24 protein-coding genes and 1 pseudogene are annotated in these 23,256 nt (G+C 58.6%); 13 read left to right on the plus strand and 12 right to left on the minus strand.

Annotated features, from left to right (window positions below; all coding sequences use genetic code 11):
- The first annotated feature begins 30 nt into the window (after window positions 1-30).
- A complete protein-coding gene (locus ACOQOY_RS17590) occupies window positions 31-705 on the plus strand; it encodes a TIGR04283 family arsenosugar biosynthesis glycosyltransferase (protein WP_420586643.1) in 675 nt (224 codons plus the stop codon).
- A gap of 7 nt (window positions 706-712) precedes the next feature.
- Here ACOQOY_RS17590 and ACOQOY_RS17595 read toward each other — a convergent pair.
- Together ACOQOY_RS17595 and ACOQOY_RS17600 are read right to left on the minus strand one after the other, a co-directional pair.
- A pseudogene (locus ACOQOY_RS17595) lies at window positions 713-1,459 on the minus strand (hypothetical protein); the annotation flags it as partial.
- A 67-nt stretch (window positions 1,460-1,526) separates the two neighbouring features.
- On the minus strand, window positions 1,527-2,396 hold the full coding sequence (locus tag ACOQOY_RS17600) for a MurR/RpiR family transcriptional regulator (RefSeq protein ID WP_420586644.1): 870 nt from the start codon (window positions 2,394-2,396) through the stop codon (window positions 1,527-1,529).
- 144 nt (window positions 2,397-2,540) lie between these two features.
- On the opposite strand from ACOQOY_RS17600, the gene ACOQOY_RS17605 reads away from it, so the two are divergent.
- From ACOQOY_RS17605 to ACOQOY_RS17635, 7 genes are all read left to right on the plus strand, one after another.
- Window positions 2,541-3,296, plus strand: a complete 756-nt coding sequence (locus ACOQOY_RS17605; RefSeq protein ID WP_420586645.1) for an N-formylglutamate amidohydrolase — start codon at window positions 2,541-2,543, stop codon at window positions 3,294-3,296.
- 24 nt (window positions 3,297-3,320) lie between these two features.
- Window positions 3,321-5,006 (plus strand): Na/Pi cotransporter family protein, encoded by a 1,686-nt coding sequence (locus ACOQOY_RS17610; RefSeq protein WP_420586646.1) that lies wholly within the window; start codon window positions 3,321-3,323, stop codon window positions 5,004-5,006.
- Window positions 5,007-5,063: 57 nt separating this feature from the next.
- The gene (locus ACOQOY_RS17615; protein WP_420586647.1) at window positions 5,064-6,425 is read left to right on the plus strand and encodes a glutamine synthetase family protein; all 1,362 of its coding nucleotides are present in this window, start codon (window positions 5,064-5,066) and stop codon (window positions 6,423-6,425) included.
- 125 nt (window positions 6,426-6,550) lie between these two features.
- On the plus strand, window positions 6,551-7,933 hold the full coding sequence (locus ACOQOY_RS17620) for an aldehyde dehydrogenase family protein (protein WP_420586648.1): 1,383 nt from the start codon (window positions 6,551-6,553) through the stop codon (window positions 7,931-7,933).
- The gene (locus ACOQOY_RS17625; RefSeq protein WP_420586649.1) at window positions 7,930-9,075 is read left to right on the plus strand and encodes an iron-containing alcohol dehydrogenase; all 1,146 of its coding nucleotides are present in this window, start codon (window positions 7,930-7,932) and stop codon (window positions 9,073-9,075) included. Before ACOQOY_RS17620 ends, ACOQOY_RS17625 begins: the two co-directional genes overlap by 4 nt.
- A gap of 71 nt (window positions 9,076-9,146) precedes the next feature.
- Entirely contained in the window at window positions 9,147-9,986 is an 840-nt protein-coding gene (locus ACOQOY_RS17630; RefSeq protein WP_420586650.1) for an EamA family transporter, read from the plus strand.
- A gap of 67 nt (window positions 9,987-10,053) precedes the next feature.
- Window positions 10,054-10,824, plus strand: coding sequence for an alpha/beta hydrolase (locus tag ACOQOY_RS17635; protein WP_420586651.1), 771 nt, complete (start codon window positions 10,054-10,056; stop codon window positions 10,822-10,824).
- Window positions 10,825-10,842: 18 nt separating this feature from the next.
- Here ACOQOY_RS17635 and ACOQOY_RS17640 read toward each other — a convergent pair whose 3' ends face one another.
- The 4 genes from ACOQOY_RS17640 to ACOQOY_RS17655 form a co-directional block, all read right to left on the minus strand.
- A complete protein-coding gene (locus ACOQOY_RS17640; protein ID WP_420586652.1) occupies window positions 10,843-11,124 on the minus strand; it encodes a hypothetical protein in 282 nt (93 codons plus the stop codon).
- A 271-nt stretch (window positions 11,125-11,395) separates the two neighbouring features.
- Window positions 11,396-12,205, minus strand: a complete 810-nt coding sequence (locus ACOQOY_RS17645; protein ID WP_420586653.1) for a hypothetical protein — start codon at window positions 12,203-12,205, stop codon at window positions 11,396-11,398.
- Window positions 12,205-14,163, minus strand: coding sequence for a DNA topoisomerase IV subunit B (gene parE / locus ACOQOY_RS17650; RefSeq protein ID WP_420586654.1), 1,959 nt, complete (start codon window positions 14,161-14,163; stop codon window positions 12,205-12,207). Before parE ends, ACOQOY_RS17645 begins: the two co-directional genes overlap by 1 nt.
- A 253-nt stretch (window positions 14,164-14,416) precedes the next feature.
- Entirely contained in the window at window positions 14,417-15,178 is a 762-nt protein-coding gene (locus ACOQOY_RS17655) for a methyltransferase family protein (protein ID WP_420586655.1), read from the minus strand.
- 167 nt (window positions 15,179-15,345) lie between these two features.
- Here ACOQOY_RS17655 and ACOQOY_RS17660 point away from each other — a divergent pair, with 167 nt between their 5' ends.
- A complete protein-coding gene (locus ACOQOY_RS17660) occupies window positions 15,346-15,954 on the plus strand; it encodes a carboxymuconolactone decarboxylase family protein (RefSeq protein WP_420586656.1) in 609 nt (202 codons plus the stop codon).
- A gap of 55 nt (window positions 15,955-16,009) precedes the next feature.
- Here ACOQOY_RS17660 and ACOQOY_RS17665 read toward each other — a convergent pair whose 3' ends face one another.
- Entirely contained in the window at window positions 16,010-16,918 is a 909-nt protein-coding gene (locus ACOQOY_RS17665) for an alpha/beta fold hydrolase (protein ID WP_420586657.1), read from the minus strand.
- A gap of 151 nt (window positions 16,919-17,069) precedes the next feature.
- Here ACOQOY_RS17665 and ACOQOY_RS17670 point away from each other — a divergent pair, with 151 nt between their 5' ends.
- Window positions 17,070-18,434, plus strand: a complete 1,365-nt coding sequence (locus ACOQOY_RS17670; RefSeq protein ID WP_420586658.1) for an MATE family efflux transporter — start codon at window positions 17,070-17,072, stop codon at window positions 18,432-18,434.
- A 4-nt stretch (window positions 18,435-18,438) separates the two neighbouring features.
- On the opposite strand, the gene ACOQOY_RS17675 is transcribed toward ACOQOY_RS17670, so the two are convergent.
- The gene (locus ACOQOY_RS17675; RefSeq protein WP_420586659.1) at window positions 18,439-18,840 is read right to left on the minus strand and encodes a hypothetical protein; all 402 of its coding nucleotides are present in this window, start codon (window positions 18,838-18,840) and stop codon (window positions 18,439-18,441) included.
- Between the two features lie 12 nt (window positions 18,841-18,852).
- Window positions 18,853-20,055, minus strand: a complete 1,203-nt coding sequence (locus ACOQOY_RS17680; RefSeq protein WP_420586660.1) for a pyridoxal phosphate-dependent aminotransferase — start codon at window positions 20,053-20,055, stop codon at window positions 18,853-18,855.
- A gap of 92 nt (window positions 20,056-20,147) precedes the next feature.
- Here ACOQOY_RS17680 and ACOQOY_RS17685 point away from each other — a divergent pair, with 92 nt between their 5' ends.
- The 3 genes from ACOQOY_RS17685 (at window position 20,148) to ACOQOY_RS17695 (ending at window position 21,369) form a co-directional block, all read left to right on the plus strand.
- Entirely contained in the window at window positions 20,148-20,540 is a 393-nt protein-coding gene (locus tag ACOQOY_RS17685) for a helix-turn-helix domain-containing protein (protein ID WP_420586661.1), read from the plus strand.
- A gap of 29 nt (window positions 20,541-20,569) precedes the next feature.
- On the plus strand, window positions 20,570-20,794 hold the full coding sequence (locus ACOQOY_RS17690) for a succinate dehydrogenase assembly factor 2 (RefSeq protein ID WP_420587268.1): 225 nt from the start codon (window positions 20,570-20,572) through the stop codon (window positions 20,792-20,794).
- Between the two features lie 77 nt (window positions 20,795-20,871).
- The gene (locus ACOQOY_RS17695; RefSeq protein ID WP_420586662.1) at window positions 20,872-21,369 is read left to right on the plus strand and encodes a MarR family winged helix-turn-helix transcriptional regulator; all 498 of its coding nucleotides are present in this window, start codon (window positions 20,872-20,874) and stop codon (window positions 21,367-21,369) included.
- On the opposite strand, the gene ACOQOY_RS17700 is transcribed toward ACOQOY_RS17695, so the two are convergent.
- From ACOQOY_RS17700 to ACOQOY_RS17710, 3 genes are read right to left on the minus strand one after another with little or no spacing between them, the layout of a single operon-like run.
- Entirely contained in the window at window positions 21,316-22,068 is a 753-nt protein-coding gene (locus tag ACOQOY_RS17700) for a DUF1194 domain-containing protein (RefSeq protein WP_420586663.1), read from the minus strand. The genes ACOQOY_RS17695 and ACOQOY_RS17700 overlap by 54 nt on opposite strands.
- 8 nt (window positions 22,069-22,076) lie before the next feature.
- Window positions 22,077-22,781: a DUF1194 domain-containing protein gene (locus ACOQOY_RS17705; protein WP_420586664.1), complete on the minus strand. Its 705-nt coding sequence runs from the start codon at window positions 22,779-22,781 to the stop codon at window positions 22,077-22,079.
- Window positions 22,778-23,206, minus strand: coding sequence for a VOC family protein (locus ACOQOY_RS17710; protein WP_420586665.1), 429 nt, complete (start codon window positions 23,204-23,206; stop codon window positions 22,778-22,780). The genes ACOQOY_RS17705 and ACOQOY_RS17710 overlap by 4 nt, the downstream gene beginning before the upstream one ends.
- Window positions 23,207-23,256 lie beyond the last annotated feature (50 nt).

Below are 23,256 nucleotides of genomic sequence, written 5' to 3' on the forward strand. Positions count from 1 at the left end.
TCGCGCCGCCATGACCAGAGGGTATACGCCTTGCCAGCACCGATCAGCATCGTCATTCCGACCCTGAACGCGGGTGAGGCCCTGTCGGAGTCGTTGCCCGCCCTGATGGAGGGGCTGCACACCGGCCTGATCCGCGAGTTGATCGTGACCGACGGTGGATCGACCGATGCAACCCTTGAGATTGCCGATGAGGCCGGGGCCGAGATCGTCACTGGCGCGCCCTCACGCGGCGGACAGCTGCGCCGCGGATGTGCGGCGGCCAAAGCTGAGTGGTTATTGATCCTGCACGCAGATACCGTGTTGCGGGAAGGATGGAGCAAAGAGGTGGGTGAACACTTGCCCTCAGGCAATCCTGCCGCTTTTTGTCTGGCGTTTCGCGCCAAGGGGTTCTGGCCCGCCTGGGTCGCGGGCTGGGCCAATCTGCGCAGTCGGGTGTTCGGGTTGCCTTACGGGGATCAGGGGCTGCTGGTGCCGCGCGGCCTCTATGAACAAGCCGATGGATACCCGGATCAGCCGCTGATGGAAGATGTCGCACTGGTGCGCGCCTTGCCTCGCATCACCTTGCTGGATAGCCGCGCGATTACGAGTGCGGACCGCTATGCACGGGTGGGGTGGCTGCGCCGGGGGGCGCGGAATCTGTGGACTCTGACACGGTATTTTCTTGGCGCTGATCCTGAACGGCTGGCGCAGGCGTATCGGCGATAAGGGTTGTTCGCAACTCGACGATGGATTTACCCAGTCGGAAGGGCGCGGCAAAGCTGACCAGACACAAGGCGATAATCTGCAAGACCAGAATATGAGCGTTGGCCTGTAGGTATTCCCATTCGTCCTTCAGCTTGCTGACCTGTTCGATCAGGTCGTCATAGCTTTGGGCGAGGATTAGGTAATCTCCGGCAATGGCAGGCACCTTGCGGCGCATGTTGTCTATGGCGGTCTGAGTGGTGTCGTCCAGCGTGGTGAACACCAAAAACTGGTCGATATCGAACGCGTCGGCTTTGGCTGACATCTGGTCCATCTCATCCTTTTCCTGCCGCCCGAACAGAAAATGCAGCCCTTGCAACGGGGCGACCTCGTTGGTTACGGCGATGAACAGGGGCAGGTCAGCATTGCTGGCGGTTGAGGCGGACAGGAATTCGACCTTATCGCACAAGACAGCGGTATCCGGGTCATAGGCGGGATCACAAAACCGCAGCCGGAACCGCGCTGCGTCGCGGTCGAACGCCAGCGTTGCGGCATAAGCCACGTCAATCTGCCGGTCCAGCCGCGAACTGTCCGAGGTGTAAAGCCCGGCCAGAACTGCCACCAGCGCGCCAATGCCGCCCAGAACCACCCAGACTAGATCGGCCAGTTTCCACGCCCGATGCCCTGCCGGTTTGCGGAACAGAAAGGCTGTGCCGACGGACCCGATCAGAAAGAACAGGATCAGCAGGGGCAGCTGGTTTTCGGTCACAAAGGTCATGACACCAAAGTGACGGCGCACCCGCGCGCTGGCAACACTCCTCACGGTCAGTTGTAGAGATTCCGGGTTAAGAGCCTGAGCTTTGGCCGAATTTCCGGAATAGTTTGGTCCGGTCGAAGGCCTGTTCCAGCTCATCTGTGCGGTCTTTGACCGAATCCCACAAGCGCTCCTGCACCTCGGCGATGACGCATTCCATCAGCATCAGAACGGCAGCCATCGAGTCCCACGCCGATGGAACCGCAATCCGGGCGGCGAAAGTGTGTTTGGCCAGCCGATGCAGCGGAGAACGCCATTGATCGGTGAACAGCACAACCTCGGCCTCGCGTTCCTGGCACAGCTGCCCGATCAGCAGGGTCGAATTCTCGTAACGCCGCACGTCCAGCGCGATCAGCACGTCCCCCTTGCGCACATCCAGAAGGTCATGGGTCCACGATGCCGCAAACGGCAGCAGTCTCACATCAGAGCGGATCATTTGCAGGTGCAGGTACAGGTATTGCGCCAGCGTGCCGGTGATGCGCCCACCGGTAATAAATATGCGGCGGTCCGGGTCGCTGAGCAGGGTGCAGAGGCTGTCAAACTCGGTCGGGTCGACCTCATCAATCGTGCGTTTCTGGTTGGCCAGCGTTCGCTGGGAATAGCGGTTGAGGATATGTTCTTCGGGCAGATCATTCTGCCAGACATCCCGTTTGGCGGTCGGCCCCGAAATCATCTCTTTCACTTCGCCGCGCAGGGCCGCCTGAAACTGCGGATAGCCATCAAATCCGGTCTTTTGCAGCATCCGCGCGACAGTGGTGGTCGAGACCGAGGCCGCGCTGGCCAGTTCGGTAATGCTGCCCAGACCTGCCATCGGGTAGTCATCCAGCAGCACGCTGATCAATTGCCTCTCGGACGGGGTCATTTCGTCCCGATGGGCCAGCAGCCTGTCCGTTACCCGCACCAGTGGGTCCTCCTTAACGCTTCGTGCAGAATTTTTCAGCACGTTCCGTTCTGACCAATTTTGTACAGGAAAAATATTGACAGGTGAATGTGCTGTGTGGAATTTTTTCCGCAGATGTCATTTTGGGAATCTCGGGGCAGAGCGTTGGACTTCGGAAAAGTTGTTCATACCGATACAGCAAACGGCACACCTTTGGTGCTGTTGGTTTGCGAACATGCCTCGAACCGCATTCCCGGATTTCTGGGTGATATGGGGCTGTCGGCAGAGGCGCTGCAAAGCCATATCGCGTGGGATCCGGGTGCGCTGGGCGTCGCACAGCATATGGCGGCGCAGATGTCCGCGCCATTGGTGCATGGCGGCGTGTCGCGGTTGGTTTACGACTGCAATCGTCCGCCCGAGGCCACCAGTGCAATGCCTGCAAAAAGCGAGGATTACGTCATACCCGCGAACGCAGCCCTGACAGACGCCGAGCGGCAAGCGCGGGTCGAGAACATTTATGAGCCGTTTACACGTGCCGTTGACGCCCAGATCGAAACCCATCGCCCTTCGCTGCGGCTGATGGTGACGATGCACAGTTTCACCCCTGTTTATCACGGTCGCCCGCGTGAGGTTGAACTGGGCATCCTGCACGGCAAAGACGACCGGTTCGCATCCGGTATGATGCAGTGCATACCTGCGGACATCCCTTTTGTGACCCGCCTGAATGAGCCCTATTCGGCCACAGACGGGGTGGCGCACACGCTTGATGCCAGGGCATGGCCCAATGGGCTGCTGAATGTCATGATCGAGCTGCGCAACGATCTTATCCGCACGCCCGAGCAGCAGCAGGCCATTGCGGATCATCTTGTGCCATGGATTGAGCGGACATTGGCTGGGTTCCAGGAAAAGGGCGCAGCATGATCCCGGCCAGCGAGGTTTAATCAGATGGCAATTGCCGGCTTTTTGATCGAGATTTTCGCGGCGACCATGTTGCTGCTGTTCGCGGTGCGGCTGGTGCGCACGGGGATCGAGAGGCGCTTTGGCGCGCTGTTCCAGTCGATCCTGACGCGCCACTCCAACACATTCGTCGCGGGCGGGGCCGGTATGGTTCTGGCGACGATCCTGCAAAGTTCGGCTGCGGTGACGGTTCTGCTGACCGGATTTGCGGCGGCAGGGATGGTCAGCTTTGGCCTCGCACTGGCCGGGGTGCTGGGGGCTGATCTGGGTGCAGCGCTGGTCATTCAGGTGCTGTCATACGATCTGGGATGGCTGCAACCGGTGCTGCTGGCGCTGGGCGGGTGGCTTTACCTGAAATCCGAACGACCCAATGTGCGGCTGATCGGACGGATCGTTCTGGGCATCGCTTTCATTCTGATTTCGCTTCAGTTTCTGCGCGATGCGGTCGATCCGATCCGCGAAAGTGCCTTTCTGCCTGCCATTTCGGGCTATTTGGAAAGCGATTATTTCAGCGCGTTTATCGTCGGGGCGGTGCTGGCCTTTGTCATGCACAGCTCGGTCGCCACAATCCTGATGTGCGTGACTTTGGTGCAGATCGGGGCGATCCCGTTTGCCGCCGGGCTGTCGCTGGTGCTTGGGGCCAATCTGGGCTCGGCTTTCATCCCGATCTGGCTGACGCGCGACATGCCCATCTCGGCGCGGCGTATTCCGCTGGCCAATCTTCTGCTGCGAGGTAGCGCGGCGCTGGTGATGCTGATGGTGGTCAACCTGACCGGCATGCATGAGGCGCTGATGGTCGCCGGGGCAGGGCAGTCTCTGATCCTGGCGCATATCGGTTTCAACCTGGCCGTCTTTGTACTGGCCACGGGCTTTGTGAACTGGCTGGAACAACCGATGAGCGTTCTGCTGCCGGAACCTAAGCCCGAGACGAACGCGATGGACCAGTTCTCGGACGCGCTCAGCCCGTTGGGCGATCCGGGCGCGTCAGGGGCGAATGTGGCCATGTCCTCGGTCCGGCATGAGCTGCTACAGATGGTGACGCAGGTTGAACGCATGTTCCGTCCGGTGCTGGATATCTACGAGCAGGATGACAGCGATGCGATCTCTGCCCTGTGGCAACAGGATGAGAGGGTGAACGCGCAGCTCACTGAAATCCGCCGCTTTGTCGCACGGATGCCGCGCCAGAACATGAGCAAAGCTCAGGTCAAAGCCGCGCGCGGGCTGGTGGAATACGCCATCCGGCTAGAGGCGGCAGGCGACGTGGTCTCGAACCGGATGACCCGTACGGCGCAGATCAAGCACACCGAACGTGCTGAGTTTTCGACGCAGGGCTGGAAAGAGCTGAAGGACCTGCACGCAGCCATTCTGGAAAGCTTCTCACTGGCGCGTCACGTGCTGCTGGTCGACGATGTGGACTGCGCCCGTCGGCTGGTGCTGGACAAGGCCGAGGTCAAGCGGCTGTCGCGCCAGAGCCGCAAGGCCCACCTGAAACGGTTGGAGCGCGGGCAGACGGAGAGCTTCCGGTCCAGCGATCTACATCTTGAGACGTTGCGCGCCATGCGGGACCTGCACGGCCATATCGCCGCCGTTGCGTATCCGATCCTCTACAAGAGCGGACAGGTTCTGGAAACACGGCTGGTCATGGAAATGGAAAAGAACGCGGCCGAGGACTGACGGCTGCAAGTAGGAACACGGGGCCGGGGCCTCGCAAGGTGACAAAGGATGAACGGGATGGGCAATGACGCACGTTTGGACGACCTGAAAGCCAAGGTGAATACCGGCGAAGTCGATACCGTGCTGGTCTGTATGGTTGATATGCAGGGACGGCTGATGGGCAAGCGCTTCCACGCAGGGCATTTTGTGGCCAGTGCGTGGGAAGAGACCCATTGCTGTAACTATCTGCTGGCAACCGATCTTGAGATGGGCACACCTGACGGCTACGCCTCGACCAGTTGGGAGCGGGGCTATGGCGACTATGTCATGAAACCGGACCTGAGTACGCTGCGCCCGGTGCCATGGCTGGAAGGCACCGTGATGGTGATGTGCGATGTGCTCGACCATCATACGCATGAAGAGGTGGCGCACGCGCCTCGGTCCATTCTGAAAAAGCAAGTCAATCGCCTTAAAGCCATGGGCTATGACGCCATGTGCGCGACCGAGCTGGAGTTTTTCCTGTTCGAAAAGAGCTTTGATCAGATCCGCAAGGAAGGCTTTCGCAATCTGGAGCCGATCTCGGGCTACAACGAAGATTATCACATCCTTCAGACCACCAAGGAAGAACATGTGATGCGCCCGATCCGAAACCACTTGTGGGATGCAGGGATACCGGTTGAGAACTCGAAGGGTGAGGCAGAGACCGGGCAGGAAGAGCTGAACATCAAATATGCCGGGGCGATGGAGACGGCTGAGTATCATTCGATCGCCAAGAACGCGGTGAAGGAGATTGCCTGGCAGCATGGGCATGCCGCGACGTTCCTGCCGAAGTGGCATCATGACAAGGTGGGCAGTTCTTCGCACGTACATCAGTCGCTGTGGAAGGATGGGCAACCGGCATTCTATGACAAATCGGATGAGCTGGGCATGTCGGCGCTGATGAAAAGCTACATGGCCGGTTTGCTGAAATACGCCCCAGACTACACGTATTTCATGGCCCCCTACATCAACAGCTACAAGCGGTTCATGAAGGGCACTTTCGCGCCGACGCGGATCATTTGGTCGGTGGATAACCGCACTGCTGGGTTCCGTCTGTGCGGCGATGGAACCAAGTCGGTGCGCGTCGAATGCCGTATTCCCGGCTCGGACATGAACCCTTACTTGGCGATTGCCGGGATGCTGGCTGCCGGGATTGCGGGGATCGAGGAAGGGCTGGAGTTGCAGCCCGCCGCAACGGGCGATGTCTATCAGGGAGACACGGGCATGATCCCGGGCAATCTGCGTGCGGCGCGGGATGCGCTGCATGAATCGGCCATGTTACGAGCGGCTATGGGGGATGAGGTGGTCGATCACTATGCCCGCGCGGCTGAAGTTGAGATCGAAGAGTTCGAGCGTGTGGTGACCGATTGGGAAGTTGCCCGAGGGTTCGAGCGGGCTTAGTGGGCTGGCTGGAGGCTCTGCCCGCCGCCATTGGTGCTCGAACCAATGGCGCACCAATAGCGGCCTCCGGGGTATTTTTGGCCAGATGAAGCAGGGATCCTGTTTCTTTCGGAAATGGAGTGACTATGGGGCAGATGTTGAAATGTGTCTCGCCGATTGACGGATCGGTTTTTGCGGAACGAGAGGTGTTGTCTCGGGACGCGGCGTTTAAGGTTGCAGAGCGTGCGCGTGCGGCGCAGACCGACTGGGCAGCGCGGCCGTTGCAAGAGCGGATTGATCTCGTGATGGCGGGGGTCGCGGCTGTGGGCGCGATGAATGATGAGATCGTACCCGAATTGGCGCAAATGATGGGTCGTCCGGTGCGCTATGGCGGTGAGTTCGGCGGTTTCAATGAGCGCGCCAGCCACATGGCCGAAATAGCCGAGACTTCGTTGGCGGACATAGCTGTGGGAGAAGATGAGACTTTCAAGCGTTACATCAAGCGTATCCCGCATGGTGTGGTGTTTGTGGTGGCACCCTGGAATTACCCCTACATGACCGCGATCAACACGGTGGCTCCGGCGTTGATTGCGGGGAACACCGTTGTTCTGAAACACGCCACTCAGACGCTTTTGGTGGGCGAGCGAATGGCGCGGGCTTTCCTTTCGGCAGGTGTGCCGCAGGATGTGTTTCAGAACGTTTTCCTGAGCCACGACGTGACGAATGACCTGATCGCGGGCAATGCGTTTGATTTTGTGAACTTCACCGGCTCAGTCGGTGGTGGACAGGCGATGGAACGCGCGGCGGCGGGTACCTTTACCGGTGTCGGGACCGAGCTGGGCGGCAAGGACCCGGGTTTCGTCATGGATGACGCTGATCTTGACGCGGCCGTGGAAACTCTGATCGACGGGGCGATGTTCAACTCGGGTCAGTGCTGTTGCGGGATCGAACGGATTTACGTGCATGAGAACCTGTATGACGATTTTGTCGCCAAGGCGGTTGGTATCGTAAGAGGGTATAAGCTGGGCAACCCACTGGACCCGGAAACGACCCTTGGGCCGATGGCCAATGTGCGTTTTGCTGACGAAGTGCGCGCGCAGATCGCTGAGGCGGTGGCCGACGGCGCGGTGGCCCATATCGACACCTTTGCTGAGGATGACGGCGGTGCCTACCTGACGCCCCAGGTTCTGACCAATGTGACCCATGACATGCGGGTGATGCGGGATGAAAGCTTTGGTCCTGTCGTTGGCATCATGAAGGTGTCCTCGGATGACGAAGCAATTACGCTGATGAATGACAGCGAATTTGGCCTGACCGCCAGCCTCTGGACCCGCGATGTGGACCGGGCGGCGCGTGTGGGTGACCAAATCGAGACCGGCACCGTGTTCATGAACCGCGCCGATTATCTGGACCCGGGCCTGTGCTGGACTGGCTGCAAGAATACCGGGCGCGGCGGTGGCTTGTCGGTCATCGGCTATCACAACCTGACGCGTCCCAAATCCTACCATCTGAAAAAGGTGACATCATGAGCCTTGTTGGAAACTGGTCCTATCCGACCGCAATCAAGTTCGGCGCCGGCCGTATCAAAGAATTGCCCGAGGCCTGCGCGGCTGCGGGGATAAAACGCCCGCTGCTGGTCACCGATAAGGGGCTGGCGGACCTGCCGATCACCACTGCGACGTTGGACATTATGGAGGCCGCCGGTTTGGGCCGAGGTCTGTTCAGCGATGTTGACCCCAATCCGAACGAAAAGAACCTGGAGGCTGGTGTAGCGGCCTATAACGCGGGTGGGCATGATGGGGTAATTGCGTTTGGCGGAGGCTCGGGATTGGATCTGGGCAAGATGGTTGCCTTCATGTGTGGTCAAACGCGACCGGTGTGGGATTTCGAAGATATCGGAGACTGGTGGACTCGTGCTGATGCCGACGCCATCGCGCCCATCATCGCAGTGCCGACAACGGCAGGCACTGGGTCTGAGGTTGGCCGCGCCAGCGTCATCACAAACTCTGAAACTCACGCCAAGAAGATCATCTTTCACCCTAAGGTGCTGCCCACTGTAGTGATTTGTGACCCGGAACTGACCGTGGGGATGCCCAAGTTCATCACCGCAGGCACCGGTCTGGATGCTTTTGCCCATTGCGTTGAGGCCTATTGCAGCCCGCATTACCATCCGATGAGTCAGGGCATTGCGCTGGAAGGCATGCGCTTGGTTAAGGACTACCTGCCGCGGGCCTATGCCGATGGCAATGACATCGAGGCCCGTGCCCAGATGATGAGCGCGGCAGCAATGGGCGCGACGGCCTTCCAGAAAGGGTTGGGGGCGATCCACGCCATGAGCCACCCCATCGGCGCGCATTTCAACACGCACCACGGTACCACCAACGCGGTCTGTATGCCTGCCGTACTGGAATTCAACGCCCCGGCCATCGCAGACCGGTTCCAACAAGCCGCTGCATATCTTGGCATTGAGGGCGGCTTTGACGGCTTCCGCACCTTCGTGCAGCAATTCAATGACGCGCTTGGCATCCCGCGTACGCTCTCTGATCTGGGCGTGAGCGAGGCCGCGATCCCCGAACTGGTCGCTGGGGCGATCACCGACCCGTCCTGTGGCGGCAATCCAATTGAACTGACCGAAGTTAATCTGACAGGCTTGTTCAAAGCGGCATTGTGAACGCGAAAACTGTGTGCAACCTAAGGGCCGGTCCGATCTAGGGGCCGGTCTTTCACAGGAAAGGTGCGGACGTGACGCCGTTTGTCATCGCAATTATTCTGACGGCTGCGTTGCTGCACGCCGTGTGGAACGCAATCGTCAAATCCGCCGCTGATCGGACAACGACGATGGGACTGGTCGCGTTCGGCCATGTCCTGCCCGGGGCTGTGATGGTCTTGACGCTGCCGCTGCCTGATCCCGCAAGCTTTCCGTATATCCTGATTTCAACCGTCGTGCATTTCGGCTACTATTTCATGCTGGGCAAAGCCTATCAGCATGGCGATCTGAGCGTGGTCTACCCCATTGCCCGCGGTATTGTACCGGCGCTGGTGTCTCTGTGGGCGATGCTGCTGGTGGGCGAGATGCTGCCCCTGCAAGCCTGGATCGGGATTGCGCTGATCGCAGTAGGGATTCAGCTGAGCAACTGGCAGGCGCTGCGGTCTGGCGTGGGCCGCTCGGCGTTGCTGTTTGCGCTGGGGACGGGGGTCTGTATCTCGGTCTATTCGGTGTTTGACGGGATCGGTGTGCGCCTGTCTGGCAATACGCTCAGCTACTGGGCGTGGGGTGCGTTTTTGCACCTGTTTATTGCTGGGTTCGTGGGTGTCCGCAAACGGCACACTCTGGCCGATCTGCCCTGGACCGTCTGGGCGGTTGGCCTTCTGGGCGGGTTGGTGTCAATGGCGGCCTACGGCCTCGTGCTCTACGCCAAGAACTTCGCCCCTCTGGGTGCGGTATCGGCGTTGCGGGAAACCTCGGTGATCTTTGCGGCGCTGATTGGTTTTATCTTCTTGCATGAAGGCAACTGGATGCGCCGTCTGGGTGCTGCGGTCCTGATGGCCATCGGAGTGGCGCTAATCGGGCTTGCCGTCTAGGCACAACCCGGCCTTGCTGCGAACGCCCCCGATCTTTCATACTGACCCAAGACGGAGGAGCGTTTTCATGACCAAAGAGATTGTTCTGATCCACGGAGCTTTTGCCGGACCGTGGTGCATGCAGGATTATGCAGGCTTTTTCCGCGCACGCGGGTGGACTGTCCACACCCCCGCGTTGCGCTATCACGGAGGCGATCCCAAGGCCGAGCCAGACCCCGGGCTGACCGATACCAGCGTGATGGACTACGTCGATGACATCGCCGATTTCGTGCAGGGGTTAGAGGGTAAACCAGTGCTGCTTGGCCATGCCATCGCCGGGGTAGTGGCGCAGCAGGTGGCGTCTCGCGGCTTGGCCAGCGCTATCGTCCTGATCAATCCGAACGCTGCGTGGGGGACGCTGCCCGAAACCGACGACGAACGCGCGGTCCCACGCGCGTTGATGGAGGGCGGGGCGTTCTGGAAACAGCCCATGCGCGTCGATTTCGACCTGATGGCCCCGTTCGCGCTCAACAAGATGCCCGAGGCGCAGCAGCACGCGGTGTTCGACCAGCTTGGCCCGGAAAGCGGGCGGGTGATGTTCGAGATGTTCTTTTGGATGTTCGATGACCACCACGCGATGAAGGTCGACATCGACAAGGTCGATTGCCCGGTGCTGATCGTATCCGGCACCGAGGACCGTGCCGTGAACCCCAACACCTGCCGCGCGCTGGCGGACCTATACGGAGATCGCGCGACCTTTATGCCCGTCGAAAACCACGCGCATTTTCTGTTCATGGAGCCCGACTGGGAGCAACCCGCCGGACAGATCGTGGACTGGCTGGAGGGGAAGGTGGGCTAGGCCGCCCACCGTTTCGGGTCAGCGATTGACCTGAATACCGCTCTCCGGTTTCCACTTCATGACGCCATCACCACCTTTGATACAGCGCAGAAGGTGTTCTTCGCGTGCGCTGGATGTTTCGGTCACAGTGTTGTTGCCAGAGATCACAACAAAGGCGTCCACCGAATAAGCGAGGCCGTTGTAATAGCAGAATCGTAACTCTGCCCCGACCGGAATAGGCGACGCGCCGATCAGCGCCTGTTGCGCGCCTGCCTGGCTGGCCAATAGGGCAAAAGCCAGCCCGAGGGTTAGTGATTTCATATTGTCCTCCCGTTCGAAATGAGCTCGTTCAAATTGGATCTTGGACGCTCGAAACCTCAGAATGTCGTTCTTGTATATCGAATTGAGCGCAACTGTGAACGAGATCAACGGGTTAGGCAAGGGGCGTGTTTGCGGGGTGTTTGTATATGTCCCGCGCAATCCATCCAATGCTTGATGCGCAAGATCGAATAATTGCTCTACGTGCTCCCAGGGATGGGTGCGTGGTTTGTGGTACGCGCGAAAACCAAAAAGTAGAAACTCTGCATTGGAGCTACTTGTTTTGATCTTTATTCGATTCCGTTATCCAAACACTCGATCTAGGGGGAAAATTTCCCCACACAGCTTTATGAATTCTCGTCAAAAAAATCCAGCGAATTAGGTTGGTTTGTCTTTTGGTTTTGAAAGGGATGAACGTCGAGAAAAGAAACAGGGTCGAGAAAGCCAATACAGCTAGTGAGGCTATAGCAAGGCTTTTGTGTAAGGGGACTGATCTGTCGTCAAAAATAGTGTAAACCGAACTTTGCAATACGTAGTAAAGCGCTGCTGCCGCAGGCGTCAAAATAGCAAGTATTATCAAACCAAATATGGCTGATCTGATTGTGTGCGCCCATCTCGATGGTTCAAGAAAAACATCGTGATACGGGGGGGCGACAAAGTCGTCCAAATCAACGTCTTTCAGAAAAACTAACATTTCGTAGTCAGTTCTAAAGCGGCCAAAGTAGTTTTTGAATGCCGTTGAAAATGCAATCAATTGACTCGCTGTGATCACTGCCATGCACACTGAAAACCACAAAATAGAAGAAATAAACAACAAGTATACTGCGGGGATTGAGAATGAAAAAAAGGTCGTTTTGATGTTTAGCATCCCGTTAGTTGCTGATGCTATGAACGCAGCTGAAACCACTACAAAGGCTGCGGAGGCCTTTGCAAGTCGCAAGTTCGAAGCGGCCATCTGCGCTTTTAGCTTCGGATACGCCTCAATTGGCTCACCACCGGTGCTAGCATAATGCTGCAGGGCTTTTTTAAACCGATGTTTGTAGAATGTTATTGATGATACACGTGGTGCGGACTTGCCAGCCATCAAACATCCAACTCCTCCACAAACCGCGCGTTTTCCTGAATGTACTGAAACCGCAGTTCGGGTTTTTTGCCCATCAGGCGCTCGACCAGATCGCCGGTCTCGCCGGGTTCGTCCTCGTCTATGGTGACGCGGATCAGTTTGCGCGAAGCCGGGTCCATCGTGGTCTCTTTCAGGTCTTTAGCGTCCATTTCGCCCAGACCCTTGAAGCGGGACACGTCGATCTTGCCCTTGCCGCCCAGACCTTTCTCAAGCCATTCATCGCGCTCGGCCTCGTCCAGACAATAGACGCGCTTAGCGCCTTGGGTCAGGCGGTACAAAGGCGGGCAGGCGAGGTACAGGTGGCCCGCGTCGATCATCGGGCGCATCTGGGTGAAGAAGAACGTCATCAGAAGCGAGGCGATATGCGCTCCGTCCACATCCGCGTCGGTCATGATGATGACCTTGTCATAGCGCAGGTCGTCAACGTTGAACTTGGTGCCAAGGCCCACACCCAGCGCTTGGGTTAGGTCGTTGATCTCGGCGTTGGTGCCCAGTTTCGAACTGGCCGCGCCCAGCACGTTCAGGATTTTGCCGCGCAGGGGTAGCAGGGCCTGTGTCTTGCGGTCGCGGCCCATTTTGGCGGACCCGCCCGCCGAGTCGCCCTCGACGATGAATAATTCCGTGCCGTCGCGTGTTGAACTACTACAGTCCACCAGCTTGCCGGGAAGACGAAGTTTCTTAGTGGCGGACTTGCGTTGTGTTTCCTTCTCGGCCCGTCGGCGCAGGCGTTCCTCAGCCCGTAGGATGAGGAAATCCAGTATCGCGCCGGCGGATTTCGTGTCCGCGGCCAGCCAGTTATCGAAATGGTCGCGGACCGAGTTTTCGACCAGCCGTTGTGCCTCAACCGTGGCCAGACGGTCTTTGGTCTGGCCGACGAATTCTGGCTCGCTGATGAAGCAAGACACCAAGGCGCAGCCGCCGGTCATCAGGTCATCGCGGGTGATCTGCGCGGCCTTCTTGTTGTTGATCAACTCGCCATAGGCTTTGATCCCTTTGAGAACTGCGGCCCAGAAGCCCGCCACGTGCGTGCCGCCTTCGGGGGTGGGGACGGTGTTACAGTAGGATTGGATGAACCCGTCACGCGAAGGCGTCCAGTTAATCGCCCATTCGACCTTGCCGGGGGTTCCGAATTTCTCGCTGAAATCCACAGTGCCGGCGAAAGGATGCTCGGCATAGGTCGAGGAGCCGTTCATCGTCTCTTTCAGGTAATCCGAAAGACCGCCCGGGAAGTGAAAACTCGCCTCGGTCGGGGTTTCGCCGTCGTCGATTTGGGACTTCCAACGGATTTCGACGCCCGAGAACAGGTAGGCTTTGGAGCGGATGGATTTGAACAGCCGTGCGGGTTTGAACCGGTGGTGGCCGAAGATTTCCTCGTCGGCGTGGAAGGTGACGGTGGTGCCGCGCCGATTGGGTGCCGCGCCGACTTTTTCGACGGGACCCAACGGAATACCGCGCGAGAACCGTTGTTCAAACAGGATCTTATCGCGCGCCACCTGAACGACCATCGAATCCGACAAAGCGTTTACCACGGACGCACCCACGCCATGCAGACCGCCCGAGGTTTGATAGGCTTTACCCGAGAATTTACCACCCGCGTGCAGGGTGCACAGGATCACTTCCAACGCGGATTTGTCGGGAAACTTCGGATGCGGGTCGATCGGAATGCCGCGCCCGTTGTCGCGCACGGTCAAAGCGTAATCCGAGTGCAGTTCAACCTCGATCCGGTTGGCATGGCCCGCAACCGCTTCGTCCATCGAGTTGTCGAGAATCTCGGCGACCATATGGTGCAGCGCGCGCTCATCCGTGCCGCCGATATACATGCCGGGGCGTTTTCGGACCGGCTCCAAACCTTCAAGCACCTCGATGGACGAGGCGTCATAGGTGGCGGTCGCTTCTGGTGTCAACAGATCGTCGGGCATATGGGCTGCTCTTGTTTTTGGGTTTGCCCCATTATGGCAGGTGATGTGGTCCGGGGGAAGAGGGGCGCGAGGTGTTGTGGACACTGAAAGCTGAGTCACCCCAGTCAGATTGGAGCCTTTATAAGCCAATGTGATGTAGAAAGGCGAATGCAGGCGCGATCTTGCGTGTTCGCAATTCTTGAATAACGCCGTGGCTACGGTTCGAACTCAGAGCAATACCAGCGGTCCTGTTAACGAAGGGTTCGCTTGTTCACTAATAAAGGCCGGGAATGAGCTTGTGCCGAGCCAGCTTTGCATAGGCCGGGTCCTTTGAAAGGATCCGTTCTTCCGCGTGAATGCGCCACAGGAATAAGCTCCAGCAAAGGCATAGAACGATGGCGTTGTTCAGTGTGGGACCGGCCAGCAAAAGCCCGGCCTGAGACATCATATAACCGGTATACATCGGGTGTCTGACGATTTTGTACACGCCTGTCGCCTTGACGCCCCGGTTGGCGGCAACAACGCCAAAGCTCCGCCGCAATGTCAGCTTGGCATTCAGGTGTACAAACAGGCCTCCAATCAACAGGCCGTTAAAGACTACCGGAGAGACAATCGCGTCACCGCCGGTGGGGCCAAACATCAAAGCAAGGAATGTCCCGGCAAATCCAACCAGCCAGTCATCGACTCTTGTGCTGATATTTTCGGTGCGTCTTCTGAAAAGCACGAACATCAGTACGATGAACTGATCACCAAGATACAACAGCGTAACGGATGAACCGGTTTCCAGATAGCCGTTGACCATTCTGTACGCGAAAACCGAAAAGATAACGCACAGAAGATATTTCTCGAGCGTGTCGAGGAACGTGGGGTTTTTAACCAGGAAACCTTTTACCATTCTAAAACTTTCATTGCAGGCTTGCTCAGTCAGAGGAATGTTCTGCGCCGATGCTCTGATAATACCCCGATTTGACGGGAATGACAGCGAAGGCGCGGCAGAACGTGCAAGTTGCTGTTCATTGTGGGTTTTAAGCTGCAAGGAGCTTATTGCTTCCGGTAGAAGGTGCGGACCATTGAGGGATTTCCCTTTGCCTTTTCTGTCGGATAGACCTCCTCTTGCGTATTGAAACGTTATCCTGACATGGTGGGGTGATCCGGTTTTAACAGGCGGGCCGCGCCGGGGGCGACTAGTCAAGTAGAGAGATTATGAGCTGGATAAAAACCATTCCATTCGAGCAAGCGACCGGCAAGCTGAGACGACTTTATAATCGGGTCACGGGGCCGGACAATAATGTAGACAACATCATGATGGCGCATTCGCTGCGGCCGCATTCGATGGAGGGCCACATGGCGCTCTATAAGAATGTGTTGCATCACTCGGCCAACCAGATTCCGAAATGGTTTCTTGAGGTTCTGGGGGTCTGGGTTAGTTCGCTGAACCGGTGCGGTTATTGCGTGGAGCATCACTTCAGCGGGTTGCAGCGTCTTTTGGCTGATCCCGAGCGCGGAGGCGCCATACGCGCGGCGATTGAGGCGCGTACGCCCGAAGACGCCCCGCTGGACGCGGCGCAGATTGAGGCGATGGGCTATGCGCGCAAACTGACCGAAGCGCCTGCGGATATGGTTGAAGCGGATGTTCAGGCCCTGCGGGATGCAGGGTGGGATGATGGAGAAATCCTCGAGATCAATCAGGTCTGCGCCTATTTTTCTTATGCGAACCGAACGGTTCTTGGATTGGGGTGCTCGACCGATGGCGATGTGTTGGGGTTGTCGCCGAACAACTCGGATAATCCCGAGGATTGGGGACATCGGTGAGGGTCGGAGCGAGGGGCCAGCCCGCTGTCGATGGCGTTCGAACCAATGAAGGCTCTTAGGCGCGAATAAGCCAGGCAAAGGGCGGGTCAGGTGTGTTGAGTCCAGTCCAGGATAGCTTGAGCCATTTTCCTGGTTGCTGGTGGTGCAGCCAGTGATCTGAGTCGGGGATTTCCATGCGGGTCAGATTAGGAGCGAAAGATTCGAGTCCTTCTGTGGATTCTGGCAGCAGTGCTTTGTCGTCGGGACCCCAAAGCAGCAGATGGGGGCATTGGATCATCAGCCGGTCTAAGGGGAGGTCAGGCAGATTAGCGCGAGGTTCTCCGGGCTTGGCGACGACCAGAGGCGAGGCGCGATACCAGTTCAGCATCGCGTCCAACCGTCCGGGACGCGCCCATTCGGTGCGGTAGCTGTCCATGAGCGTGTCCGACAGCCAGTCCACGCCCATGCCGTGCCGAAAGAACTGTTCCAGACGGGCGAAGTTGTTGGATGAAAACCGGGCTGCCGCATCCGGGGCGCGCAGAGCATTGATATATTGCGAGGCTGCGGACTGTGCGCCTCCGGCTGCCATGGCGCGCTGAAACGGCACCGGATGGACGCCGTTGGCAATGATCAGCCGTTTCACCAGCTCGGGGCGGAACATGGCCAGCCCATAGGCCACAGATGCGCCCCAGTCGTGGCCCAGAACGGTGATCGGCGTCTCAAGCCGTTCTGCCAGTGTTGCCATGTCCGAGACCAGTTTTGACAATGTATAGTGGTCGACGCCCTGAGGTGCCCAGCTTTGTCCGTAACCGCGTTGATCCGGGGCGAGGCAGTGAAAATCATTGGCCAGATGTTGGGCAAGGTCGCTCCATGCACCGCCATATTCTGGAAACCCGTGGAGCATCAAAAGGGGCTGTTTGTCCGGTGCGCCCCAGCTGCGCAAAAAGAATGACTGTCCGTTCAGGTCGATAAAATCCGTTTCCATGCGCCGCCCGCCTGTCAGATTGTTCTCAGCATTTTCCTTCTGCACATCGAAGTCAAACAAGGTCGTTCAGCGGCGACTTCTTATTGTCTCAATTTGAAATTTGTCAGAAGGCCTCTTGCCCCGGCTTTGGGGCAGGCATATGGCTGAGAGGATGAATAAAGTGATGACATATCGCGGCCATTTCCGGGCCATTGCGGTGCTGGGTCTGCCATTGATCGGCGGGCATTTGGCGCAGTTTGCCATAGGTCTGACCGACACGATCATGTTGGGCTGGTACGGGGTCGAAGCACTTGCTGCTGTGACGCTCGCCAGCAGCTATTACTTTGTGCTGTTTCTGTTTGGAGCCGGGTTCGGCTGGGCGGTGATGCCTATGGTCGCGACCGCTGCGGCCGAAGAGGATGAGACCAGCATTCGCCGCTCGACTCGAATGGGGCTGTGGCTGTCGCTGATCTACGCGGCATTGATGATGCCACTGATGTGGTGGTCCTACCCGATCCTGATCGGGTTGAAGCAAGACCCGCAAGTGGCTGAAACAGCGTCAGAATATTTGCGCGTTGCGGGGTGGGGACTGTTCCCGGCCTTGATCGTGATGGTGTTGAAATCCTACTTAGCCGCGTTGGAACGCACCCAGATCGTTCTATGGATCACCGTTATCGCTGCCGTGGTGAATGCGGTGACGAACTATGCGCTGATCTTCGGAAATTGGGGCGCGCCTGAGTTGGGCGTCATGGGTGCGGCCATCGCCTCGGTGGTGACGCAGGTGGTGTCGCTGGTCTTCGTGGTGATCTACGCCGTGCGGGTGCTGCCCGAGCACAGGCTGTTCCAGCGTTTCTGGCGCCCGGATTGGGAGTTCTTTTTCAGCGTCCTGCGCCTTGGTGTTCCCATCGGCCTGACCACGCTGGCCGAGGTCAGCCTGTTTGCCATGTCGGCCATCATGATGGGTTGGCTGGGGCAGGTGCCGCTGGCGGCGCATGGGATCGCTCTGAACCTGGCGTCGGCCACGTTCATGGTGCATCTCGGCCTGTCTAACGCCGCGACGATCCGGGCCGGGAATGCTCTTGGGCGGAGAGACCGTCCGCATCTGGAAAAGGGCGCGATTGCGGTGACGGGGATGTCATTGGTGATGTCCATACTCACCGTCATCCTCTTCCTGACCTGCGCCGAGCCGCTGATTTCATTGTTCATGGAGCCGGATGATCCGCAGCGTCCCCAGATTCTGGCAATTGGTACAGGCTTGTTGGCCATGGCCGCATTGTTCCAACTGGTGGATGGGGCGCAAGTGATCGCGCTGGGCCTGTTGCGCGGGTTGCAGGATGCCAAGATTCCGATGGTAATGGCTGGGCTCAGCTATTGGGTCGTGGGGATCCCGGCGTCCTATTACTTTGGCTTTGAGCGGGGGATGGATGGGATCGGCATCTGGCTGGGCCTCGTTCTGGGCCTTGCCTGTGCTGCCGTTTTGCTGATGGCGCGGTTCTGGCTGCGCTCGGTGCGTGAGATCGGGGTGCCGGCAGAGTAGCCGGTCAGTCTTTGGTCAGACGATCGGCCTTTTTGCGCACCAGAACGCTGCGCAGATCGTGCATCGCCAGCAATAGCCGGTCTGTGACATCCTCAAGCTGATCCTCCGTCGCCTTGGACTGCGCCCATTGCGTGGTCAGGTTCAGATAGTCAACCGCCCGGTGGATGTCGTCTATATCGCGCTGAGCCAGCAGGGCTTTGCGCTCTTCCATCCAACAGGCGATTTCGGCTTGATCAGCCTCGGTCAGGGCACGCTGACCCTGCGGTTTGACCTCGCCATTGCGGATGTTGATGACCGCGATCTGATCCATCTCGATCCGCCGCTGGCGGTTCTCAGTGTCGATCCGAAAAACCGCCGCGCCGTTTTCGCGGACGCGGAAATAGTACTCAGGCAAGTCTGCGGTCATCGTCTTCTCCGGTCAGGTCAGGGCGGCGCAGAAGCGCTGGATGCGAGTGCAGGCCTCGGTCAGGGCTTCGTCCGAGGTCGCATAGCTGACCCGGAAATTCGGCGACAGGCCAAAGGCTGCACCAAAGACCACGGCCACGTCCGCCTCTTCCAGCAGGGCGGTGGCGAAGGCCTCATCCGAGTCGATAACCGTGCCCGCGGGCGTGGTCTTACCGATCAGCCCTGCGATCGAGGGGTAGACATAGAACGCGCCTTCGGGTGTCGGGCACGAGATGCCGTCGATCTCGTTCAGCATGCTAACCACCAGATCGCGGCGGCGTTTGAAGGTTTCCGCGTTGGGTGCCAGGAAGGACTGCGTGCCGTTCAGGGCCTCAACCGCTGCCCATTGACTGACCGAGCAGGGGTTCGAGGTCGACTGCGACTGCACCTTGCGCATCGCGGCGATGATCTCGACCGGTCCGGCGGCATAGCCGATGCGCCAGCCAGTCATGGCATAGGCTTTGGAGACCCCATTGCAGGTCAGCGTTCGGTCATAGAGGCCGGGCTGGACCTCGGCCGGGGTGCAGAATTCGAACCCGTCATAGGCGAGGTGCTCGTACATATCGTCGGACATAATCCAGACATGCGGATGGCGCATCAGTACATCGGTCAGCGCCTTCAACTCATCGCGGCTGTATCCGGCACCGGTTGGGTTCGACGGCGAGTTGAAAATGAACCACTTAGTCTTCGGCGTGATCGCGGCCTCAAGCTGTTCGGCGGTCAGTTTGAAGTTGTTCTCCAGCGTCGTTTCAACAATGATCGGCGTTCCCCCGGCCAGCAGCACCATATCCGGGTAGCTGACCCAGTAGGGCGCTGGGATAACGACTTCGTCGCCTTCGTTCATCGTCGCCATCAGCGCGTTATACAGAGTTTGCTTGCCGCCGGTTCCGACCGAAATCTGCGCAGGCGTATAGTCCAGCCCGTGGTCGCGCTTCATCTTGGCGCAGGCGGCCTGTTTCAGCTCGGGGATGCCGTCGGGGGCAGTGTATTTGGTCTTGCCCGCGGCGATGGCTGCAACGGCGGCGTCCTTGATGTTCTGCGGGGTGTCGAAATCCGGTTCGCCCGCGCTCAGGCCGATTACGTCGCGCCCGGCGGCCTTCAATTCGGCTGCTTTGGCCGTCATCGCGATGGTTGGTGATGGTTTTACGCGTGACAGTGTCGCAGACAGGAAACTCATGGTCGGCCTCGGTTTGTATGTTCAACCTGTCTGTCATAGGGTGCGCCCGAATGACGATCAAGCCGTATGGAACACTGAATTAGGAGACCCCGATGAGCGACGAATTCGACTGGTTCGGACCAGAGGCCGCGACCTTTGGTGACCGACTGGCAGGCGCGCGCGAGGCAGCGGGGATGACGCAGTCGCAGCTGGCCCGTCGGCTGGGCGTCAAAAAGGCGACCATCGCGGCGTGGGAAAACGATTTGTCCGAGCCGCGCGCCAACCGGTTGTCGATGATGGCGGGGATGATCAACGTCTCGATCAAGTGGCTGCTGACAGGCGAGGGCGAAGGCATGGAGGTTCCCGCCGAAGACGATGCCGAGAGCCTCGAGCTGTCGGAAGCCGTAGCCGAATTACGTGCGATCCGGGGCGAAATGCGGGCCAGTGCCGAACGCGCGGCGCGGCTGGAAAAGAAACTGCGGCTGATGTTGGAGCAAGGCAAGTGAGCGAACCTCGGGACATCAGGATCAAACGCATGCAGATGCGGTCGATGCGGCGCGGCATCAAGGAAATGGACCTGATCCTTTCGGCCTATGCCGAGCGTAATCTTGAGGGCATGGATGCCGCTGGTCTGGACCTGTTTGATGCGCTGCTGCATGAAAACGATCAGGACCTGTATCAATGGGTCACGGGGCAGGTGCAGCCACCCGCGGCCTTTGGAGCCTTGATCGCGGATATCGCGCAGACCTTTCAAAAATAAAGAAAATCCGGCTTAACCGATTCTTCGGGATTTCGATTCATGCTGCCTGAAACAGCACGACTGAATCGGAGGGTCGGATGAGTATGGAAATGCAGGTCTCCGCGCCGGAAACCCGGGGTTTCATGACCAGCTATCTTGAGGCGCTTGCCTTGGTCGAACGGCTGCACCGCTTGTTGCTAGACGTCATCAAGGATGAGTTCGAGCGGGTGGGCGTACTGGAAATCAACGCCGTGCAGGCCCTACTGCTGTTCAATATCGGCGATCATGAGGTGACGGCGGGCGAGTTAAAAAGCCGTGGTTACTATCAGGGCAGCAATGTCAGCTACAACCTCAAGAAACTGGTCGAGATGGGCTATATGCATCACCAGCGGTGTGAGATCGATCGACGCTCTGTCCGGGTTCGGCTGACGCCACGTGGGCGGGAAATAAGGGATATTGTGGCCAAACTGTTCGCGCGCCATGCCGAAGGGTTGCAATCGCGCGGTGTGCTGGGCCTTGAAGGGATTGACGATATCACAACATCACTGCGCCGAGTCGAGCGGTATTGGACGGATCAGATCCGCTATATCTACTGACCCACGGCCAAGATCGGACAGGACCAGCCCGTCAAGTTCCCGGATCAACTTGCGGGTCATGGTGTCTTCAAAGGCTTCAAAACCCAGGGCAACCTCGACAAAGGCGTTTGGCCCCAGAATGACCCAGGCATTGTAATAGGCGGAAAGCTCTCCGATCTGGACATAGCGTTTGTCGTCAAAGCCGGGGTCGTCGGCACCAACCACCAGGCCATTTATGGTGATGCCCGAGGATGTTAGCTGGTCTTTGACCACTCGGGGTTCCGGTCCCAGATTGCTCTTGCCATCACCGGAAAGGTCCAGCGTGCGCCGCCAGCACCCTGTCTGCCTAGACAGCAACTCGGCCCCGAACAGCATCGCGGAACCAACGGCTGTACCGGGGGGGGCGGCGCTGCGTTTGGTGTTGTTCAACAGGGTTGATACCCGATCCAGATCGCGGGTGGATCGTATGTCAGACCAATCCAGCAACAGACGGTGATGACCGGGTTCGCTCCATTCAAAGATAGCCAGCCGAATGGGGGCGCCGGTGTCAGTCAGGATCAGTTGCATCACCTCAGGGCGCTGCAATGCAGCAGCCAGCCCATCCAGTTGCAGCCGGTATTCCTGACGGTCGACCGAGCCTGACACATCCAGCCCCAGTGCCAGCGCCTGTCGGCAGTTTGCTTGCACAGACCCAGCCAACAGGCAGAACAGAAGGGCCATCCCCCGGATCATTTCCACTTTTCGTCTTTAAGCGCGCCAATCTGCAACCCTTTCAGCTCTCGCTCCAACTTGCGGCGCATGGCGCGCTCGAAGTCCTCGAAACCTTGCGCGACTTCCAGAAAGGCACCGGGACCGTGCAGCACGTTGTTTTCAAAGAAAGGGATCAGGTACAGCTCGCCCTCAAAGTCTGCGGCATTGATGACCAACCCGTTGACCACCGTGTTCTCGAACGGAAAGTGGCGATAGGCAGAATCCGGGCCATAGCCGTCGTTATTGGACCCGTCCCCGGACAGGTCGATGGTCTGGAACAGGCAGGGCGGTGCCTGCTGCATCAGGTTAGCGCCAAAGGCCAACGCATAACCCATCGCCGTGGCTGAGCCGCTGTCCGACCGGACCGATTGCTGCACAGTCAAAGCGGCTGCCAGCAAGTCCGCCTGCGTGTTGATCATGGTCCAGTTCAGGATAACCCGCTGATTGGTCCGACCGCTCCACTCATAAACGGCCAGAGCCACCGGCATGGGCGAGGAAAAGAACGCCTCGGTCACTTCGGGCGCGACCAGGGCGGCGGCCAGGCCCTGCCGCTGTAACGTGTCCTCGGTTGCGTCCACTGAGGTGGAGATGTCCATAGCCAAGGCAAGGGCCAGGCGGCAGGTCTCGGCCCGAAGCGGGCTGGCCAATCCGGCCAACCCCAATGCTGTCAGCCAGCGGATCACCAGTGGCCGGTGCTTTCCATGCTGGCCCAGGGTTCGGCAGGCTCCAGTGCATCCCCGTTTTGCAACAACTCGACTGAGATATTATCGGGTGAGCGCACAAACGCCATGCGCCCATCGCGGGGTGGGCGGTTGATCACAATACCATTGTCCTGAAGGTGCTGGCAGGTCTCGTAGATGTTGTCGACGCCATAGGCGAGGTGTCCAAAATGACGGCTGTCGCTGGGCAGCGCGTCATCGCCATCCCAATTGTAGGTCAGCTCGATCGGTCGGTCTTCTTCTCCCGGAGGGGCCATGAAGATCAACGAAAACCGCCCTTGTTCGCTGTCATAGCGGCGGGTTTCTTTCAGGCCCAGCAGCTCGTAAAACGCCATCGACTTCTCCAGATCCTTCACGCGGACCATGGTGTGAAGATATCTCAGCCCCATATGTGGCTTCCTTTCTGTTCAGGTAATGCAAAGCACCTTAGTGCGCGCGC

The sequence above is a fragment of the Ruegeria sp. genome (assembly GCF_965221235.1).
Lineage (GTDB): Bacteria > Pseudomonadota > Alphaproteobacteria > Rhodobacterales > Rhodobacteraceae > Ruegeria.

Excerpts from the sequence above, each read along its gene's own strand:
- ACOQOY_RS17610 (WP_420586646.1), top strand. The coding sequence starts at position 3,321 with ATGGCAATTGCCGGCTTTTTGATCGAGATTTTCGCGGCGACCATGTTG.
- ACOQOY_RS17615 (WP_420586647.1), top strand. The coding sequence starts at position 5,064 with ATGGGCAATGACGCACGTTTGGACGACCTGAAAGCCAAGGTGAATACC.
- ACOQOY_RS17620 (WP_420586648.1), top strand. The coding sequence starts at position 6,551 with ATGGGGCAGATGTTGAAATGTGTCTCGCCGATTGACGGATCGGTTTTT.
- ACOQOY_RS17625 (WP_420586649.1), top strand. The coding sequence starts at position 7,930 with ATGAGCCTTGTTGGAAACTGGTCCTATCCGACCGCAATCAAGTTCGGC.
- ACOQOY_RS17635 (WP_420586651.1), top strand. The coding sequence starts at position 10,054 with ATGACCAAAGAGATTGTTCTGATCCACGGAGCTTTTGCCGGACCGTGG.
- ACOQOY_RS17640 (WP_420586652.1), bottom strand. The coding sequence starts at position 11,124 with ATGAAATCACTAACCCTCGGGCTGGCTTTTGCCCTATTGGCCAGCCAG.
- ACOQOY_RS17645 (WP_420586653.1), bottom strand. The coding sequence starts at position 12,205 with ATGGCTGGCAAGTCCGCACCACGTGTATCATCAATAACATTCTACAAA.
- parE (WP_420586654.1), bottom strand. The coding sequence starts at position 14,163 with ATGCCCGACGATCTGTTGACACCAGAAGCGACCGCCACCTATGACGCC.
- ACOQOY_RS17660 (WP_420586656.1), top strand. The coding sequence starts at position 15,346 with ATGAGCTGGATAAAAACCATTCCATTCGAGCAAGCGACCGGCAAGCTG.
- ACOQOY_RS17665 (WP_420586657.1), bottom strand. The coding sequence starts at position 16,918 with ATGGAAACGGATTTTATCGACCTGAACGGACAGTCATTCTTTTTGCGC.
- ACOQOY_RS17670 (WP_420586658.1), top strand. The coding sequence starts at position 17,070 with ATGAATAAAGTGATGACATATCGCGGCCATTTCCGGGCCATTGCGGTG.
- ACOQOY_RS17675 (WP_420586659.1), bottom strand. The coding sequence starts at position 18,840 with ATGACCGCAGACTTGCCTGAGTACTATTTCCGCGTCCGCGAAAACGGC.
- ACOQOY_RS17680 (WP_420586660.1), bottom strand. The coding sequence starts at position 20,055 with ATGAGTTTCCTGTCTGCGACACTGTCACGCGTAAAACCATCACCAACC.
- ACOQOY_RS17685 (WP_420586661.1), top strand. The coding sequence starts at position 20,148 with ATGAGCGACGAATTCGACTGGTTCGGACCAGAGGCCGCGACCTTTGGT.
- ACOQOY_RS17690 (WP_420587268.1), top strand. The coding sequence starts at position 20,570 with ATGCAGATGCGGTCGATGCGGCGCGGCATCAAGGAAATGGACCTGATC.
- ACOQOY_RS17695 (WP_420586662.1), top strand. The coding sequence starts at position 20,872 with ATGAGTATGGAAATGCAGGTCTCCGCGCCGGAAACCCGGGGTTTCATG.
- ACOQOY_RS17700 (WP_420586663.1), bottom strand. The coding sequence starts at position 22,068 with ATGGCCCTTCTGTTCTGCCTGTTGGCTGGGTCTGTGCAAGCAAACTGC.
- ACOQOY_RS17710 (WP_420586665.1), bottom strand. The coding sequence starts at position 23,206 with ATGGGGCTGAGATATCTTCACACCATGGTCCGCGTGAAGGATCTGGAG.